Raw genomic sequence first — 15,911 nt, forward strand, 5'->3', positions numbered from 1 at the left:
CGCGTGAAGGTGGTCAAGAACAAGGTCGCCCCGCCGTTCCGCGAGGTCATCTTCGACATCATGTACGGCGAGGGCATCTCCAAGCTGGGCGAGATCATCGACCTGGGCGTCAAGGCCGGGGTGATCGAGAAGTCGGGCAGCTGGTTCAGCTATGACTCGACGCGCATCGGCCAGGGCCGCGAGAACGTCCGCGCCTTCCTGAAGGCCAATCCGGACATGGCCGCCGACATCGAAAAGGCCGTGCGCGCCTCGACCAACAAGATCGCCGACGATCTGCTGGGCACGCCCGAACCCGACGAGGGCCAGGACCTGGAGGGCTAGTCCTCTTCGAACTCTTCACACCGGACTTCCTCCGGCCGATCCGCGACCCGCCACCGACCCCGCGGACCGCCGGAAGGAGCAGGCCGCCCGACCCCGCGTCGGGCGGCCTATTTTTTTGGCTATCGGGCTCAGGCTGACCAGACAGCCGCGCGAGCCCTCAGCCCAGGGGGCCGGGTCGACCGCGTCCGCCGAGAAGGCGCGTCAGGCGGGGGCGGATGCGCAGGTAGCCGACATAAAGGCTTTCCATCGCCATCAGCACGCGCCGGTTTCGGGCCATCAGGCCGAAGGGCCTGAGCAAGGGAATGGCGCGCCACATCGCCGCGAAGGCTTCGGCGCCCGTGACCATCACCCCACCTTCCCGCGCATGGAAACGGCTGAGCAGCTCGGCTCGGTCGATCGGACAGACGCCCTCGCCCATGGCCACATCGTGGAAAGCGATCGCCCCGCGTCGGTCGAGCCGTCGCATCAGGGCGACCTCGCGCCGGCACATCGGGCAGTCGCCGTCGAAATAGACATCAAGCGTGGCCATGCCCGATCATAGCGCCTTCGGCCCGCCCCGTTGGCGCCCGTGATCACGCCGGGGTGATGCGTTTCGGGCAAAAGCCCTATATGACGCGCTTCCTTCTCCCCTCGTGCGCGCGCAGACTCTCATGACCAGCCTGAAGCAGATCCGCTCCACCTTCCTCGATTATTTCGCGGCCGACGGCCACGAGAAGGTGCAGTCCGCGCCGCTGGTGCCGCAGAACGATCCGACGCTGCTGTTCGTCAACGCGGGCATGGTGCCGTTCAAGGATTACTTCACCGGCGCGGCCACCCCGCCGTACAAGCGCGCGACCAGCAGCCAGAAATGCGTTCGCGCGGGCGGCAAGCACAACGACCTGGACAACGTCGGCTATACCGCGCGTCACCACACCTTCTTTGAGATGCTGGGCAATTTCTCGTTCGGCGACTATTTCAAGGATCACGCCATCGAGAGCGCGTGGCGGCTGCTGACCAAGGAGTTCGGCCTGGACCCCAGCCGCCTGCTGGTCACCGTCTATCATACCGACGACCAGGCCTTCGACATCTGGAAGAAGGTCACGGGCTTCGCGGACGACAAGATCATCCGCATCCCGACCGCCGACAATTTCTGGGCCATGGGGGACAGCGGCCCGTGCGGCCCGTGCACGGAAATCTTCTACGACCACGGCGATCACATCCCGGGCGGCCCTCCCGGTTCGCCGGACGAGGACGGCGACCGCTTCGTCGAGATCTGGAACAACGTCTTCATGCAGTTCGAGAAGGAGAACGACCAGATCGTTCGCGACCTTCCGAAGCCGTCGGTCGACACCGGCATGGGGCTGGAGCGGATCGCCGCCGTGCTGCAGGGCGTCCACTCCAACTATGAAGTCGACCTGTTCAAGAGCCTGATCGGCGCCTCGGAAGCGCTGACCAGCACAAAGGCCGAGGGCGAGCGCGCGCCGTCGCACCGGGTCATCGCCGATCACCTGCGGTCGTCGTCCTTCCTGATCGCCGACGGGGTGACGCCGTCGAACGAGGGCCGGGGTTATGTCCTGCGCCGCATCATGCGCCGCGCCATGCGCCACGCTCACCTGCTGGGCGCGTCCGATCCGCTGATGCACCGTCTGGTGCCGACCCTGGTTTTGGAAATGGGCGAGGCCTATCCCGAGCTGAAGCGCGCCCAACCCTTCATCGAGGATACGCTGAAGCAGGAAGAAATCCGTTTCCGCACCACGTTGGGCCGCGGCATGGCCTTGTTCGACACGGCGGTGGCGGGCTTCCAGCCCGGCGACATGCTGGACGGCCAGACCGCCTTCACCCTGTATGACACCTATGGCTTCCCGCTGGACCTGACGCAGGACGAGGCGCGGCGTCGCGGCTTCAGCGTCAATGTGGACGGCTTCGAATCCGCCATGGCCGAGCAGCGCGACCGCTCGCGCGAGCACTGGAAGGGCTCGGGCCAGACGGCCTCGGCCGGGGCCTGGCTGAGCTTGCGCGACCAGCACGGCGTGACCCGCTTCACCGGCTATGAAAGCGAGACCGGCGAGGGCACGGTCGTCGCCATCCTGAAGGACGGCGTGGCGGTCGATGCGGCCGAGGCCGGCGACACGGTCGAGGTTCTGCTGGACCAGACCCCCTTCTATGGCGAAGGCGGCGGTCAGGCGGGCGACAAGGGCGCCTTCGTCTGGGCCAACGGCGAAGGCCGGGTTCTGGACACCAAGAAGCACGCCGACCTGTTCGTGCATGCGGTCCAGATCGGCCAAGGCGCGGCCCTGACGGTCGGCGACACGGTGACGGCGACGGTCGAGGCGGGTTCGCGCCCGACGACGCGCGCCAACCACTCGGCCGCCCACCTGCTGCACGCGGCGCTGAAGAATGTGCTGGGCCCGCATGTCGCCCAGAAGGGCCAGATGGTGGACGCCGAGCGCATGCGCTTCGACTTCAGCCACAACGCCCCGCTGACCGACGACGAACTGGCCCGGATCGAGGACGAGGTGAACGCCGTCGTCCGCCAGAACGTCCCGGCCACGACCGAGCTGATGTCGCCCGACGCCGCCATCGCGGCGGGCGCCGTGGCCCTGTTCGGCGAAAAGTACGGCGAGGAAGTCCGCGTCCTGACGCTGGGCCAGGCCCTGTCGGGGGACGGGCCCTATTCGGTCGAACTGTGCGGCGGCACCCATGTGCACCGCACAGGCGATATCGCCCTGTTCAAGATCGTGTCGGAAAGCGGCATCGCCGCCGGCGTGCGCCGGATCGAGGCTCTGACCGGCGAGGCCGCGCGCCAGTATCTGCTGGCCCAGGCCAATGTCGCCCGGTCGCTGGCCCAGGGCTTCAAGATCCAGCCCGCCGAGGTTCCGGCCCGGGTCGAGGCTCTGACCGCCGAACGCAAGGCGCTGGAGAAGCAGGTCGCCGACCTGAAGAAGCAACTGGCGCTGGGCGGCGGTTCGGGCGCGTCCGCCGCGCCGGAAGAGGTGGGTGGCGTCAAGCTGATCGCTCGCGTGCTGGACGGCGTCGATGGCAAGGGCCTGCGCGGCGTGGCCGAGGACTTCCGCAAACAGGTCGTCACGGGCGTGGTCGCCCTGATCGGCGTGACGGACGGCAAGGCAGCGGTCACCGTCGCTGTGACCAGCGACATCGTCGGATCGGTCAATGCGGCCGACCTGGCCCGCGCGGCGGTCCTCGCCATGGGCGGCCAGGGCGCCGGCGGCAAACCCGACTTCGCCCAGGGCGGCGCCCCGGACGGCTCCAAGGCTGAGGCTGGTCTGGATGCGGTGCGGAACGTGCTGAGAGGCTGATAGGACCGACGCAACCTCTCCCTCCCCGTCTCGGGGAGGGTGGCTGAGCCCGCACGGGCGAAGCCGGGTGGGGGCGGCAAGGCGAAACAGCCGTCGGTCTGGCCTTGATCTGCTCGCATGGTGGATATGGCGCCTCGCCCTCCCCACCCGGTCGCTGCGCGACCACCCTCCCCATAAAGGGGAGGGAGAGGCGGTGTCAGGCCTCCGGCAGGTCGATCCCGGCCAGTTTCCAGTCCACGACCCCGCGGCGTTCCATCAGCAGGACCACCGGCTCGCCCGGCCGGTCCGCGCGGGTCAGGGTGACGGCGAAGGTGTTCAGGTCACGGTAGCCGTAGCCCAGCTTCACCTCGGACCGATCGGCCCCGGACGGTTCGTCCTTGAGGACCGTCGAGGGTGTCGGAGCCTCGCCGGTGCGGACCATGGCGCTGATGGCCTGGGGCGTGATCAAGGCGTCGACCGCGCCGGACACCACCGTGGGCGCCAGCAGCATGCCCAGGCCGGACAAGGCGCTGTCGCCCGTCTTTTCGCGCATCTGGGCCACCAGATGAGCGTTCAGCTCGTCCTTCAGACTCTGGCGAAACGCGGGAAAGTCCACCAGGCGGCGCAGGTCGGTCTGGTCGCCGGCGCGCGCGGCGCGAACCAGGCTCTGGGCCGCAAACACCGGCGCGGCGGCCCACAGGGCGGCCACGGCCAGCGCGCCCGCCGTGATGATCGCCTTGACTGTCTTGCTCATCCGTCCGCCCTGTTTCGCGTCCGTCTACGCGAACGATGCGGCCAAGGGTTGCCGCAATTTCCCTACGACGCCTAGGGGTTTTTCGCGGACGGCGCTTCGACCGGCAGGCCGACATGGACCAGTTTCCACTCGAACGGACCGCGCCGCTCGAAGGTGAACAGCGTCTCGCCGCCATCCCTGCCCGCGACGCCCATTCGCACGCGGTTGAAGCCCCAGTAGCGCGGTTGCGGGAAGGGGTTATGCGCCGCGTCGGGATCGGTGGCCGAGGGCGGCAGCGGCGGCGCGGCGGCGGCTCTGCCCTCGCCGTTGGTCAGGCCCGACAGGCCGTTCGGCGTCAGATAGGCCTCGACGTCCGGCGCGCGGACGATGGGATTGCGCTGCAGCTGGTTCTGGATGGCGCCGATCGGGTCTTCCATGAAGGACGGCGGCGGGGCCAGGTCGGCGGGGCGGCCGCTCAGCTGGGGCCGCAGCGACTGGCGCATGGCGCCGAAGTCGACCAGCCGAGCCAGCCCGGCCACGTCCTGGGCCTCGGCCGCCGACCGAAGGGCGAAGAAGGCCACCAGCGGCGCGGAAAAGAAGCTGATCGCCGCGATGACCAGCGCCGCCACGAACAGTCGTCCGATGATTGTCTTCACGCGCGCCCCTCCACGTCCCGTTCCGGCACAATGCACGACTTGGCCGCGCGCTCAAACGAAAGCCCCGCCGAGGGGAATCGGCCCAGCCCTTCGCCGTCATCCTCGGGCTTGAACCGAGGATCGAGCGGGGCGGCGCTAACCCTGTCCGACGTTGAGGTGGGGGATGGTCCGATCCTCGGGTCAAGCCCGAGGATGACGGCAAGAAAAAAGGGACGGTCGCTGCTCGCGACCGTCCCTTGCCGCCCCCCGCTGCGCAGTGGAGGATTAGATCAGCCTGCGTTAGGCAGAGCCGCCGTCAGGTTCTCGGCGACCTTGTCCAGGAAGCCTTCAGTGTCCAGCCAGCCTTGCTGATCGCCGACCAGAAGGGCCAGGTCCTTGGTCATGAAGCCGGCCTCGACGGTGTCGACGACGACCTTTTCCAGGGTCTCGGCGAAGGTCATCAACTCGGCGTTGCCGTCCAGCTTGGCGCGGTGCTTGAAGCCGCGCGTCCAGGCGAAGATCGAGGCGATCGAGTTGGTCGAGGTGGCCTCGCCCTTCTGATGCTGGCGATAGTGACGGGTCACGGTGCCGTGCGCGGCTTCCGATTCCAGCGTCTTGCCGTCCGGGGTCATCAGCACCGAGGTCATCAGGCCCAGCGAGCCGAAGCCCTGGGCCACGGTGTCCGACTGGACGTCGCCGTCGTAGTTCTTGCACGCCCAGACGAAACCGCCCGACCACTTCATGGCCGAGGCGACCATGTCGTCGATCAGACGGTGCTCATAGGTCAGGCCCTTGGCCTTGAACTGGTCGGCGTACTCGGCGTCGAACACTTCCTGGAACAGGTCCTTGAAGCGCCCGTCATAGGCTTTCAGGATGGTGTTCTTGGTCGACAGATAGACCGGATAGTTGCGGTCCAGGCCGTAGGCGAAGCTGGCGCGGGCGAACTCGCGGATCGACTCGTCCTGATTGTACATGGCCATGGCCACGCCGGCGCCCGGAGCCTTGTAGACCTCGTGCTCGATGACCGCGCCGTCTTCACCGACGAATTTGATCGACAGCGTGCCGGCGGTCGGCATCAGGAAGTCGGTGGCCTTGTACTGGTCGCCGAAGGCGTGACGGCCGATGATGATCGGCTGGGTCCAGCCGGGCACCAGACGGGGCACGTTCTGGCAGATGATCGGCTCGCGGAAGACGACGCCGCCCAGGATGTTGCGGATGGTGCCGTTCGGCGACTTCCACATCTTCTTCAGGCCGAATTCCTTCACCCGGGCCTCGTCCGGGGTGATGGTGGCGCATTTGACGCCGACGCCGTGCTTCTTGATCGCCTCGGCCGCGTCGATGGTCACCTGATCTTCGGTGGCGTCGCGGTGCTCCATGCCCAGGTCATAGTAGTCCAGCTCCAGGTCCAGGAACGGGAAGACCAGCTTGTCCTTGATCATCTTCCAGATGATGCGGGTCATTTCGTCGCCGTCGATGTCGACGATGGGATTGGCGACCTTGATCTTGGCCATGTGCGCCTCTGTCTCGTGTGCGGGAGGGGAAATCGTGGCGGGGGTATAGCCTCCGGGCGGCGCCGCGCAAACCCCGAAGCCGGGAACCGGCGTCGCACCGGCGCGCTGGAAGCGCGGAGCCTGACACACGGAGCCGCACGATGACCGAAAAGACCTTCAAGCCGGGCGACCGGGTCGCCTGGACGCACAGCCAGGGCCGGTCGTCCGGCAAGGTCGTCCGCAACTGACCGACCCGACGCAGATTGGACGACATGAGGTGGCGGCCTCGCCCGAAAACCCGGAGTATCTGGTCGAAAGCGACAAGACGGGCGCCCGCGCGGCGCATCGGCCGCAGGCGCTGAAACCACTGTGACGAGGGCGAAGATGACAAACAGGGCTTGGCGGATGGGCGCGGCGGCGGTGGCCCTGACGATGGCGGCGTGTGGCGGGGATGAGGCGCCGGCCGCGCCCGCGACCGGCGGGCAGCCGACGGCGATGGCCGCGCCCCGGATCACGCCTGTCGTCGCCCTGAAGCCCGAAACGCGCGAATTCCGCGACTGGCGCGCTGTCTGTGACAACGGCAATCGCTGCGCCGCCTACGCCGGGTCGGACATCGGCGCCTGGGTGATGGTGCGGCGGGACGCGGGCCCGGGCGCTGCGCCGGTCATCCTGGCCGGTCAGGGCCCCGCCTATGGCGAAGAGGGTCCGCCCTCGGCCGCCCTGACGTTCGACGGCAAGGCGGTGGACATGCGCCACACGCCCGAAGGTCTGGCCGTGCCCGCCGCCGCCGTCATGGCGACGCTGACCCGTCTGGCCGGCGCGCGCGAGGTGCGGTTCTCGGTGATGGACGAGGGGCCCGAAATCTCCGCCTCCGGCGCCACGGCCGCCCTGTTGTGGATCGACGAGCGGCAGGGCCGGCTGGACACCACCGATGCGATGATCCGACGCGGCGCCCGCCCGGCCGCCTCGGCGCGCCCAGCCCAGGCTTTGCCCCTGATCGAGGCCGCGCCCGCGGTGGCCCAGGGCGGACTGGGCGCCGCCAACGGCCCGTTGCAGGGTGACGGAAAGACGGCGGACATCGCCCTGCCCGCCGCGCTCGAGGCCCTGCCGTCGACCCGGGAATGCCGCGCCGCGACTAGCGAAATTCCTACGGTCCAGAAGGCCGTCATGGCCGCGCGGCTGGGTCCGCAGACCGAGCTGTGGGGCGTACCCTGCTCAGCGGGCGCCTATAATGTCAGCTATGCCCTGTATCTGACCGGGCCGGGCGGCGCGAACCCCCACCCCGCCGCCTTCCCTACCTGGCGCGGACACGGCCTGACCGAGGGGGAACAGGACTGGCTGACCAATCCTGTTTACGACCCGGCGACGCGGACCATCAGCCACTTCCCGCGCGGCCGGGGCATCGGCGACTGCGGCGTGATCCAGACCTGGACCTGGACCGGTCGCGCCTTCGCCCTGAAGGAAGAAAAGTCCATGGGCGACTGCTGGGGCATGGGCGCGGATCTGTGGCCGACCAGCTGGCGCACGCGATAGGCGGCGCTACTCCGGCCGCAGGGCCAGTTTGACGCGTTCGGCCAAGGTCTTGATGTCTAGCGGCTTGGGCAGGAAGGACACGCCGATCTCGTCCTGCAACAGGTCCGAGAAGTCGCTTTCGGCATAGCCCGAGATGAACATGACCGGGGCGTCGCCCAGATAGGGTCGGGCCTTTTTCAGCAGGGACGGGCCGTCCAGCCCGGGCATGATGACGTCCGAGATCATCATGTCGATTTCGCCCGCATGCTCCTCGGCCAGGATCAGGGCCTCCTCGCCGTCGGCGGCCTCGATCACCTCATAGCCACGCTGGCGCAACAGGCGGGCGGCGATGCCACGCACGGCGGCCTCGTCTTCCACGAACAGGATGCGGCCGGCGCCCGACAGGTCGCGCGGGGCCTTGGCCTTGACCTCGACCGGGGCGACCTCGACCAGATCGGCCTCGGTCGCGGCCGGCAGGAAGACGCGGAAGCACGCGCCGGCGCCCTCCAGATTGACCACGGCGATATGGCCACCCGCCTGCTGGACGATGCCATAGACGGTGGCCAGGCCCATGCCGGTGCCCTCGTTCACCGCCTTGGTGGTGAAGAAGGGTTCGAAGATCTTGTCCAGCAGTTCGGTCGGCACGCCGGGGCCGGTGTCGGCGACCTCGATCAGGGCCACCTCGCCCGCGGGTGCGTCCAGCCAACCCATGGCGCGGGCCGCCTCGTCCGTCAGGCGGCGGGTGCGGATGGTGACGATTCCGGCGCCCGGCTCGACATGGCCGCGCATGGCGTCGCGGGCGTTGACGGCCAGGTTCATAACCGCCGTCTCCAGCTGGCTCTTGTCCGCCAGCACCACCGGCAGGTCGCGGCCGTAATCGGTCTCCAGTCGCACGTCCTCGCGCAGCAGGCGGCGCAGCAGGACGGCGAACTCGCCGACCAGTTCGCCCAGGTCCAGCCGCTCGCGCCGCACCGTCGACTTGCGCGAGAAGGCCAGCAGCTTGCGCACCAGATCGGCGGCGCGAATGGCGGTCTGGCGGATTTCGTTCAGCCCCTCGTATGAGGGATCGCCGACCGGGTGTTGCTCCAGCAGGCCGGACAGCTGCAGCTGGATCGCCGTCAGCAGGTTGTTGAAATCGTGCGCCACCCCACCGGCCAGCTGGCCCACGGCCTGCATCTTCTGGGCCTGCGACAGCTGCAGCTCCATCGACTTCTGGGCCGAGACATCGAACAGCCAGACGCGGCGCTTCTCGCCCTCGGGCGCGACATACAGGTGCAGCATCCGGTCCGGATGGGCGCGGGCGACCAGTTCGATCGGCCCGGTGGAGCCCGCCGTCAGCCGGGCCCGCGCCTCGGCCACGCCGTTCGGTTCGAACAGATGGCCGAAGGCGGCGTCGCGGGCCGCCGCGGGGCCGGTCAGGACGGACAGGGCGGCGTTCGGCTCTTCCGCCCGGCCGGCGAACAGGTCCTCGCCGCCGATGACGGCTGAGCCGAACGGCGCGCCGGCGGCCATGGCGCGGGCCTCGCCCGGCGCGCCCGGCGGCGGGGCGGTGGGGGCCGAGGCCACGGGCATGGCGGCCTCGGGCGCGGCGCGAACCAGGAAGCGACCCGCGCCCGCCTGACCGATCAGCACCTCGATCTCACGGGCGCCGATGACGACGATGGCGCGGCCCTGATGCCCCTGACGCGCCTGTGCGAAGGCCATGTAGAGCGCCTGGTTCGACTTGCCCCGCGGCAGGGCGGTGGTCGCGCCGTTCTCCTCGGCCCAGGCGGCGTTGAAGGCCAGCACCTGACCCGAGGCCCAGACCAGGGCGGCGGGTTCGGCCATGGCGTCCAGCATTTCGACCGCAGCGTCGCCGCTGGGCGTGGCCTTCGTTTCAGTGCGACCGAAGGCGAACAGCCCGATCAGGGCCACGGCCCCGGCAGCGAAGATCAGGATCAGCCCCGGCGCGCTGAGCGGATCGGCCCGGAAGGCCGGCCACGCCATGGCCCCCACGGCCAGGACGAAGCCAAGGCACATCACGATCAGCAGAGGATCGAACGGCAGGGAACGACGGGATGCCGTTGTCATGGGACCTCGCGCGCGAATCAGCACGGCAGCATACGCCTTTCCAGCGAAAGGGCTGCGCCGGAGCGCTTGGTCGCAGAATCCCCGAGCTTGGTCGCGTTTGCCTTCTTCGCCCCAAGGCGTGGCGCCATCCCCGTGATGGTGGCTGTTGGCCGGAGGGGTCGCGATGTCGTTGAGTGCGCGTTTTCGTAAGATCGTGGCGGCGACCGTCATCGCCTGTCTCTTGATTCCACTGGCTGGCCCCGCGTTGGCCTGGAAGCCGAATTCGCACGTCTATTTCGCGACCATCGCCATGCAGGACGCGCTGGACGGCAAGGTCAGGATCTATCGCACCGACTACGCCACCGGGCGCGTGCTGCAGTCGTTCGGCGACTTCGAGGTCAATCCCGATATTCTCGCCGCCCTGCAGTCAAAGCCGCAGCAATATCTGGCAGGAGTCGTGGGTCCCGACGCCTATCCGGACCTCCTGACGGGCCAGCAGATCATTCACACCAGCGGCAGCCACAGCCTGCCGGCAGACCCCTCGCGGCTCGAACCGTCCAGCGCGCGTGGCAGCGACGCCTGGCTGACCTATCTGTGGCGCAAGGCCTATCGGCCCCTGACCCCCACAGAGCAGCGGATCCAGGACGCGCTGGGCAACATGCCCGGGGGCATGGGATTCCGCAGGGACAGTGCCGCCGTGCGCGCCTTCGTCGCCGGCTACCTGACCCATGCCGCCGGCGACATGTTCATGCACACCTTCGTCAACCACTATGCCGGGGGTGACTTCTCGTTCGCGCCTGACCCGCGCAACGCGGCCAAGCACGTCGTGCTGGAGGGCTATGTCGGCCAGAAGACCAACCGAACCGTGTCGCGGACGAGCATCGAGGGCGTCGAGGACTTCATCTATCATGAGATGATCAAGGCTTCGCCAGGATCGGTGCTGGAAGGGCGGCTGCTCAAGGGCGCCACACAAACCTCGCTCCCTTATATCTTCTCGAAGCTGCGCAACGGTCTTCAGCAGGACGTCGATCGCTATGATCGCGAACGAATGGAGCGGCGCGGTCCCGCCCGTCTCGCCTATTCCACCGCTAACGGGCCGGTCGCCGAATACAAGCGCGCCTGGGTCGCCGACATCGACCGCGGGCTTCGAGCCTTGCCCGGCGTGTCGCACGAGATCTCGAACGCGATCATTTACAATCCCAGCGGTCACGCCGACATGGCCAAGGCCGACGAAGTGGCCATGCGCTATGTCGTCGACCATGTGCTGAGCATGGCCGGCGCGCCTGACGCCGTCGTCGCGACGGGCAAATTCATCGTCAACACCCTTGGCGCGATCCTGCCTGACATTCCCCTGCCCTTCATCGACCAGATCAAGGAAGCGCTGCTGGACTATATGTTCAAACAAGCCACCGGCATGGGGGTGGAGGAACTGAAGGGTTATCTGACCGACCCCGCCACCCACTTTGATCGGGTCATGAACGCGCCTGGCGGCGGCCCGAACGCCGCTCTGATCACGCGAGAGGCGTTCGACCGCGACGTGCTGAAGCTGGACGGCCGCTCCCATTTCGACTCCGACCGGTTCCCGCCTGCGTTCAACACGATCCAGATGACCAAACTGCTCTTCCTGAGCGAAAAGGGCATGCGCGATCTGCTGGCGGTGATGAGAACGCAGGGCATCGACGCGCCCGACCTTCCCGCCGGGGTTCCGTATGAGAACGTCATGCTGGGCTTCCTGACGTCACTGGATGGCGGCAACGGCTGGCATGGCTCGACAAACTCGTCCTTCCTGGCCCGCGGCGACGGCCAGGCGTGGCGCAACCTGTTCCTGCACCAGATCGGGGACAACACTGTTCTGGCCTCGCCGGATCAGGCCCCTCTGACGCCCCCCGACGACACCGGTTTTGAGCTGATCGACAAGAACTGGGCCGCGCGCGTCGATGAGGTGAAGTACGACAAGGCGGCAGGCCGGCAGGTCGCCGTGACCATGACCTTCCGCAACGACAGTGGCGCAGCCACGCCTTTCATCAACGCGACCGGTGAGTTCGCCCATAAAGGACTGAGGACCCCGTTCCGCGCGCTGCTGGACGTTGATCGTGCGGGACGCGTATCGCCACTGAGCATGCAGGCGGTGCATACGGCGCAGACGGCGCCGGACTGGCACTATCCGGCTGCGGTTCCTATTCCGCACAAGGGTCGCGTCACGGTGCGCCTGACATTCGATGTCGGCGACCCGGTCCGGCAGCGGCTGGTGCAGAGCATCACCATTATCGAGCATTCGCGTTCGCCGAACGATCCAGCCGTTCTGATCGATGGGCAGCAAAAACAGTTCAAACTGGACAGGCTGAACCTTGACGGCACTGTCGGCCCGGCGCCTGTCGCGCCTGTTCCCGACGTGGTCAACGACCTGGATCAACTGCGGCGGTTTGAGGGGCGCTACCAGACGAACCGCGGCACCATCCTGACACTGCAGGTCGAAGGCGACGAACTGATCGGAACCGGTGGCAGTCAGCAGCTGCAGAACCGCGAGCATATGCGCCTGAAGCTCTTCGCCGACGGCTCTCTGCGGGGCCCACTGCGGGACCTGGGCGGAGGTCGCACCACCTGGTTCAATCTGAACGTTCGTTTCAACGAGGATGCATCGCGGTTTGAAGGCCCTGCCGCCTGGGCGAACCTCGCCGACGAGCCGCCGCAAACCTATATCGGCGAACGCGTGAAGGGCGCCGCATCCGGGGCCGGGACCGCGGCGAAGGGAACGCCCGAAGGATTCATCGAGGGCGGCTTCCTGGCCCTGCGTCCGGACATGACGCGCGTCTCGCGCGATGGCTGGGATCGCCCCCGCGTCGAGGTCGGCCTGACCGCACGGAACCTTCAGGCGGAACGCAGGGGGATCCAGTACATGGACAACACCTTCTTCCTGATCGATGAGGCGGGGGTCGAATACCGCACCGACGGCAGCTTCTATAGCGACTCCGCCGACGACCGGATGATCGCCACAGTCTGGCTGCACAAGGACGAGGAATCCCGCATGACGCTGGTCTTCCCCAACGTCCCGGCTACCGTCAAGCCGGTCCGGGTGATCGTGCGCGATTCCAACCGGAGTGCGGAAATCGCCCGCATCGAACTGGCGGGCCTGGGGTCGGAACGCTCTGCCGCAAAAGCCGGCGAGGACGAGGACCTGATCACGGACGGGCCGATCAAGCTCCAGCAATTCGAGGTGACCCTGGAAAAGGTCGAACGCGGCGCCGACGGCAATCTGGAAAGCGTGATGAGCCTGAAGAACATCGCGTCCAGCAGGGTCCGTGTTCTGATCAACGAACTGTCCGCTGTCGTATACGGCGCGGACGGCCAGGCGCGCCACGCAGACGGCAATTTCTATATGCCGGACGCCCCACGCCGGACCACCATGGCCGATGCAGGGTTCCTGGCGCCGGGAGAAAGCCTGAGGGTGCGCCGCGTCCACGCCCAGTCGGCGGGCGTCAGAGCCGTCCGGTTCCGGGCTCAGGAGGGCTCGCAGGGCGGCGTGGTCGCGGTGCCGCAATGACGGAGCCGGCGGCCCCTCAGCGCCGCCGGCGCTTCTGCATGACGAAGCCGATGACCTTGGCGGCGGCCTCGAAATGCTCTTTCGGAATCGTCTCGTCGATATCGACGACGGCATAGAGGGCGCGGGCCAGGGGGATGTTCTCGACGATCGGCACGTCGTGTTCGCGCGCCACTTCGCGGATGCGCAGGGCCAGGGCGTCGACGCCCTTGGCGACGCAGACGGGAGCGGCGTCACCCGGCTCATAACGCAGGGCGACGGAATAGTGGGTCGGGTTGGTGACGATGACCGTGGCCTTGGGCACGTTCTGCATCATCCGCTGGCGGCTGCGCTGGCCGCGGATCTGTTTCAGCCGCGCCTTGACGTGCGGGTCGCCCTCGGACTGCTTGTACTCCTCCTTCACCTCTTCCTTGGACATGCGCATCTTCTTGGCGAAGCTCATGCGTTGCCACAGGTAGTCGGCGCCCGCAGTGAAGGCGAGGAAGACCAGCGCCCCGCCCATCAGTGACACGGCCAGATCCCGCGCGAAGGGCAGGATCATCGCCGGGCTCATGGCGGCCATGTTCTCCAGCTCGCGCGTGTGCGGCTTCAGCACCGCCCAGCAGATCGCCCCGACCGCCAGCAGCTTGATGAAGGTCTTGATGAACTGCACCAGGCCGTCGGGACCGAACAGACGTTTGAAGCCCTGCAAGGGGCTGAGCTTGGACCATTTGGGTTTCAGCTTTTCGGCGGTGAACATCAGGCCGGACTGGGCCAGGTTGCCACCCGCGCCGCCGACGATGACCGCCAGCATGACCGCGCCCATGAAGGGGGCGGCGGCCCACAGGGCGCGGGCTCCGATCTCGACCCCGCCCCCGGCCTCCAGCGTGCCGGTCATGGTGTGGGGCGCCGCAATGAACGGCAGCAGGTCCTCGGCCATCGAAGTGGCGAAGCCGCCGCCGGCCATCAGGATCACCGCCGCCGCGCCCATCAGGGCCAGGGTCGACCCGACGTCCTGCGACTTGGCGACGTCGCCCTTCTTGCGGGCGTCCTCAAGTTTCTTTGGCGAGGCGTCTTCGGTTTTGGACTCGGGATCTGTGCCCTCAGCCACCAGCCCCTCCCGCAAAGACCCGCGCCAGGGCGCGGTAGCGGTCGATGAAGACGGTCCCCATCACGCCCAGCGACAGGGCGAAGACCGACAGACCCAGAATGACGCTGAGCGGCGCTGCGGCGAAGAAGACCTGGAACTGGGGCATGACCCGGGCAATCAGGCCCGACGCCAGGTTGAAGATCAGGGCGAACACCAGCACCGGCGCCGCCAGCTGGACGCCCAGCATGAAGCTGTCGCCCACGGTCTTCACCGCCATGGTGGCGAAGTCCTGCATGATCAGCGGCTTGGCCGGCGCGATCAACTCATACGACCCGACCAGGCCGGCGATGAACAGATGGTGAGTGTTGGTGGCGAAGATCAGCGTCGTGCCCAGCAGCATCAGGAAGGCGGCGATGGTGGTGCCCGGCTGGGCCTGCAACGGGTTGGCGGTCTGGGCGAAGCTGAGTGTGGTCTGCAGGGACACGATCTCGCCCGCCGTCGACAGGGCCGAGGTGAAGATGCGCAACAGGGTGCCGATCATCAGGCCGGTCACGACCTCGCGGATGATCCAGCCGGCCATGCCGCCCACGGTCGCCGGCAGGGCCGGCAGGGCGCCGGACACCACCGGCCACAGCACCAGCGCCAGCAGCAACGCCAGCGCCAGACGGATGCGCGGCGGCACATAGGTTTCGCCGATCCCCGGCAGCATCAGCAGCACAGCGCCCAGCCGGGCGAAGATCAGCCCGCCCGCCCAGATCTGATCGGCGGTGGCGTAGGATTCCACTACATGCCCGCGATGCGGGCCGCGATCTCGCGCATGAAGCCACCCAGCAGCGCGCCCATCAGCGGCAGGAACAGCAGCAGCGACACGAAGATGGCCAGGATCTTGGGCGCATAGATCAGGGTCTGTTCCTGGATCTGGGTCAGGGCCTGGAACAGGCCGATGCTGACACCGACCACCAGGCCGACGATGAGCACAGGCGCGCACAGCTGAATCGTCAGCCACAGGGCGTCACGACCCACATCCAGAACTTCGGCGCCGTTCATTGAAAATCACGCTCCCGGGAACTGGGCCGAAATTGCCGGGTGCATGGTTAACGAGAGGTTAGGACGAACGGATTCTCCCTCCCGTTCATGGGGAGGGTGGCTGACGCGCAGCGTCAGACGGGTGGGGGCGGTGAGCAAATCAGCCATAGCCCAGCATCACCTGGCCCTCCCCACCCGGTCGCTTCGCGACCACCCTCCCCATGAAGGGGAGGGAGAGGTATGTAGCGCCCCATGACCGACTC

General features: G+C 67.7%; 12 protein-coding genes and 1 pseudogene. 5 read left to right on the forward strand and 8 right to left on the reverse strand.

All coding sequences use genetic code 11. The features are described 5' to 3' along the window. Positions 1 to 321, forward strand: a pseudogene (locus tag EON91_RS11675) (DNA recombination/repair protein RecA); the annotation flags it as partial. Between the two features lie 157 nt (positions 322 to 478). Here EON91_RS11675 and EON91_RS11680 read toward each other — a convergent pair. Further along, complete coding sequence (locus EON91_RS11680) at positions 479 to 850, reverse strand: DUF393 domain-containing protein (protein WP_292094926.1); 372 nt, start codon at positions 848 to 850, stop codon at positions 479 to 481. A gap of 121 nt (positions 851 to 971) precedes the next feature. Between EON91_RS11680 and alaS the strand changes: the two genes are divergently transcribed. Continuing rightward, entirely contained in the window at positions 972 to 3,617 is a 2,646-nt protein-coding gene (alaS, locus tag EON91_RS11685; protein WP_292094927.1) for an alanine--tRNA ligase, read from the forward strand. A 196-nt stretch (positions 3,618 to 3,813) separates the two neighbouring features. Here the strand turns inward: alaS and EON91_RS11690 are convergent, their stop codons facing one another. From EON91_RS11690 to EON91_RS11700, 3 genes are all read right to left on the reverse strand, one after another. Beyond that, a complete protein-coding gene (locus EON91_RS11690) occupies positions 3,814 to 4,350 on the reverse strand; it encodes a DUF2939 domain-containing protein (protein WP_292094929.1) in 537 nt (178 codons plus the stop codon). A gap of 71 nt (positions 4,351 to 4,421) precedes the next feature. After that, positions 4,422 to 4,985: a DUF2939 domain-containing protein gene (locus EON91_RS11695; protein WP_292094930.1), complete on the reverse strand. Its 564-nt coding sequence runs from the start codon at positions 4,983 to 4,985 to the stop codon at positions 4,422 to 4,424. A 269-nt stretch (positions 4,986 to 5,254) separates the two neighbouring features. Further along, positions 5,255 to 6,475 (reverse strand): NADP-dependent isocitrate dehydrogenase, encoded by a 1,221-nt coding sequence (locus tag EON91_RS11700; protein WP_292094931.1) that lies wholly within the window; start codon positions 6,473 to 6,475, stop codon positions 5,255 to 5,257. A gap of 256 nt (positions 6,476 to 6,731) precedes the next feature. Here EON91_RS11700 and EON91_RS11705 point away from each other — a divergent pair, with 256 nt between their 5' ends. Both EON91_RS11705 and EON91_RS11710 read left to right on the forward strand, forming a co-directional pair. Then, entirely contained in the window at positions 6,732 to 6,827 is a 96-nt protein-coding gene (locus tag EON91_RS11705) for a DUF2945 domain-containing protein (RefSeq protein ID WP_292094933.1), read from the forward strand. Between the two features lie 11 nt (positions 6,828 to 6,838). Beyond that, entirely contained in the window at positions 6,839 to 7,987 is a 1,149-nt protein-coding gene (locus EON91_RS11710) for a DUF1176 domain-containing protein (protein ID WP_292094934.1), read from the forward strand. A gap of 6 nt (positions 7,988 to 7,993) precedes the next feature. On the opposite strand, the gene cckA is transcribed toward EON91_RS11710, so the two are convergent. Continuing rightward, positions 7,994 to 10,036: a cell cycle histidine kinase CckA gene (gene cckA, locus EON91_RS11715; RefSeq protein WP_292094936.1), complete on the reverse strand. Its 2,043-nt coding sequence runs from the start codon at positions 10,034 to 10,036 to the stop codon at positions 7,994 to 7,996. Between the two features lie 244 nt (positions 10,037 to 10,280). On the opposite strand from cckA, the gene EON91_RS11720 reads away from it, so the two are divergent. Further along, complete coding sequence (locus tag EON91_RS11720; RefSeq protein ID WP_292094938.1) at positions 10,281 to 13,556, forward strand: hypothetical protein; 3,276 nt, start codon at positions 10,281 to 10,283, stop codon at positions 13,554 to 13,556. Positions 13,557 to 13,572: 16 nt separating this feature from the next. On the opposite strand, the gene flhB is transcribed toward EON91_RS11720, so the two are convergent. The 3 genes from flhB to fliQ are packed head-to-tail and all read right to left on the reverse strand — an operon-like array spanning position 13,573 to position 15,669. Continuing rightward, positions 13,573 to 14,643, reverse strand: a complete 1,071-nt coding sequence (gene flhB / locus EON91_RS11725) for a flagellar biosynthesis protein FlhB (protein ID WP_292094939.1) — start codon at positions 14,641 to 14,643, stop codon at positions 13,573 to 13,575. Continuing rightward, positions 14,636 to 15,406, reverse strand: coding sequence for a flagellar biosynthetic protein FliR (gene fliR / locus EON91_RS11730; protein ID WP_292094941.1), 771 nt, complete (start codon positions 15,404 to 15,406; stop codon positions 14,636 to 14,638). The genes flhB and fliR overlap by 8 nt, the downstream gene beginning before the upstream one ends. Then, positions 15,406 to 15,669, reverse strand: a complete 264-nt coding sequence (gene fliQ, locus EON91_RS11735) for a flagellar biosynthesis protein FliQ (protein WP_292094944.1) — start codon at positions 15,667 to 15,669, stop codon at positions 15,406 to 15,408. Before fliQ ends, fliR begins: the two co-directional genes overlap by 1 nt. Positions 15,670 to 15,911 lie beyond the last annotated feature (242 nt).

The sequence above is a fragment of the Brevundimonas sp. genome, from assembly GCF_004210735.1.
GTDB lineage: Bacteria > Pseudomonadota > Alphaproteobacteria > Caulobacterales > Caulobacteraceae > Brevundimonas.

Excerpts from the sequence above, each read along its gene's own strand:
- EON91_RS11680 (WP_292094926.1), bottom strand. The coding sequence starts at position 850 with ATGGCCACGCTTGATGTCTATTTCGACGGCGACTGCCCGATGTGCCGG.
- alaS (WP_292094927.1), top strand. The coding sequence starts at position 972 with ATGACCAGCCTGAAGCAGATCCGCTCCACCTTCCTCGATTATTTCGCG.
- EON91_RS11690 (WP_292094929.1), bottom strand. The coding sequence starts at position 4,350 with ATGAGCAAGACAGTCAAGGCGATCATCACGGCGGGCGCGCTGGCCGTG.
- EON91_RS11700 (WP_292094931.1), bottom strand. The coding sequence starts at position 6,475 with ATGGCCAAGATCAAGGTCGCCAATCCCATCGTCGACATCGACGGCGAC.
- EON91_RS11710 (WP_292094934.1), top strand. The coding sequence starts at position 6,839 with ATGACAAACAGGGCTTGGCGGATGGGCGCGGCGGCGGTGGCCCTGACG.
- cckA (WP_292094936.1), bottom strand. The coding sequence starts at position 10,036 with ATGACAACGGCATCCCGTCGTTCCCTGCCGTTCGATCCTCTGCTGATC.
- fliQ (WP_292094944.1), bottom strand. The coding sequence starts at position 15,669 with ATGAACGGCGCCGAAGTTCTGGATGTGGGTCGTGACGCCCTGTGGCTG.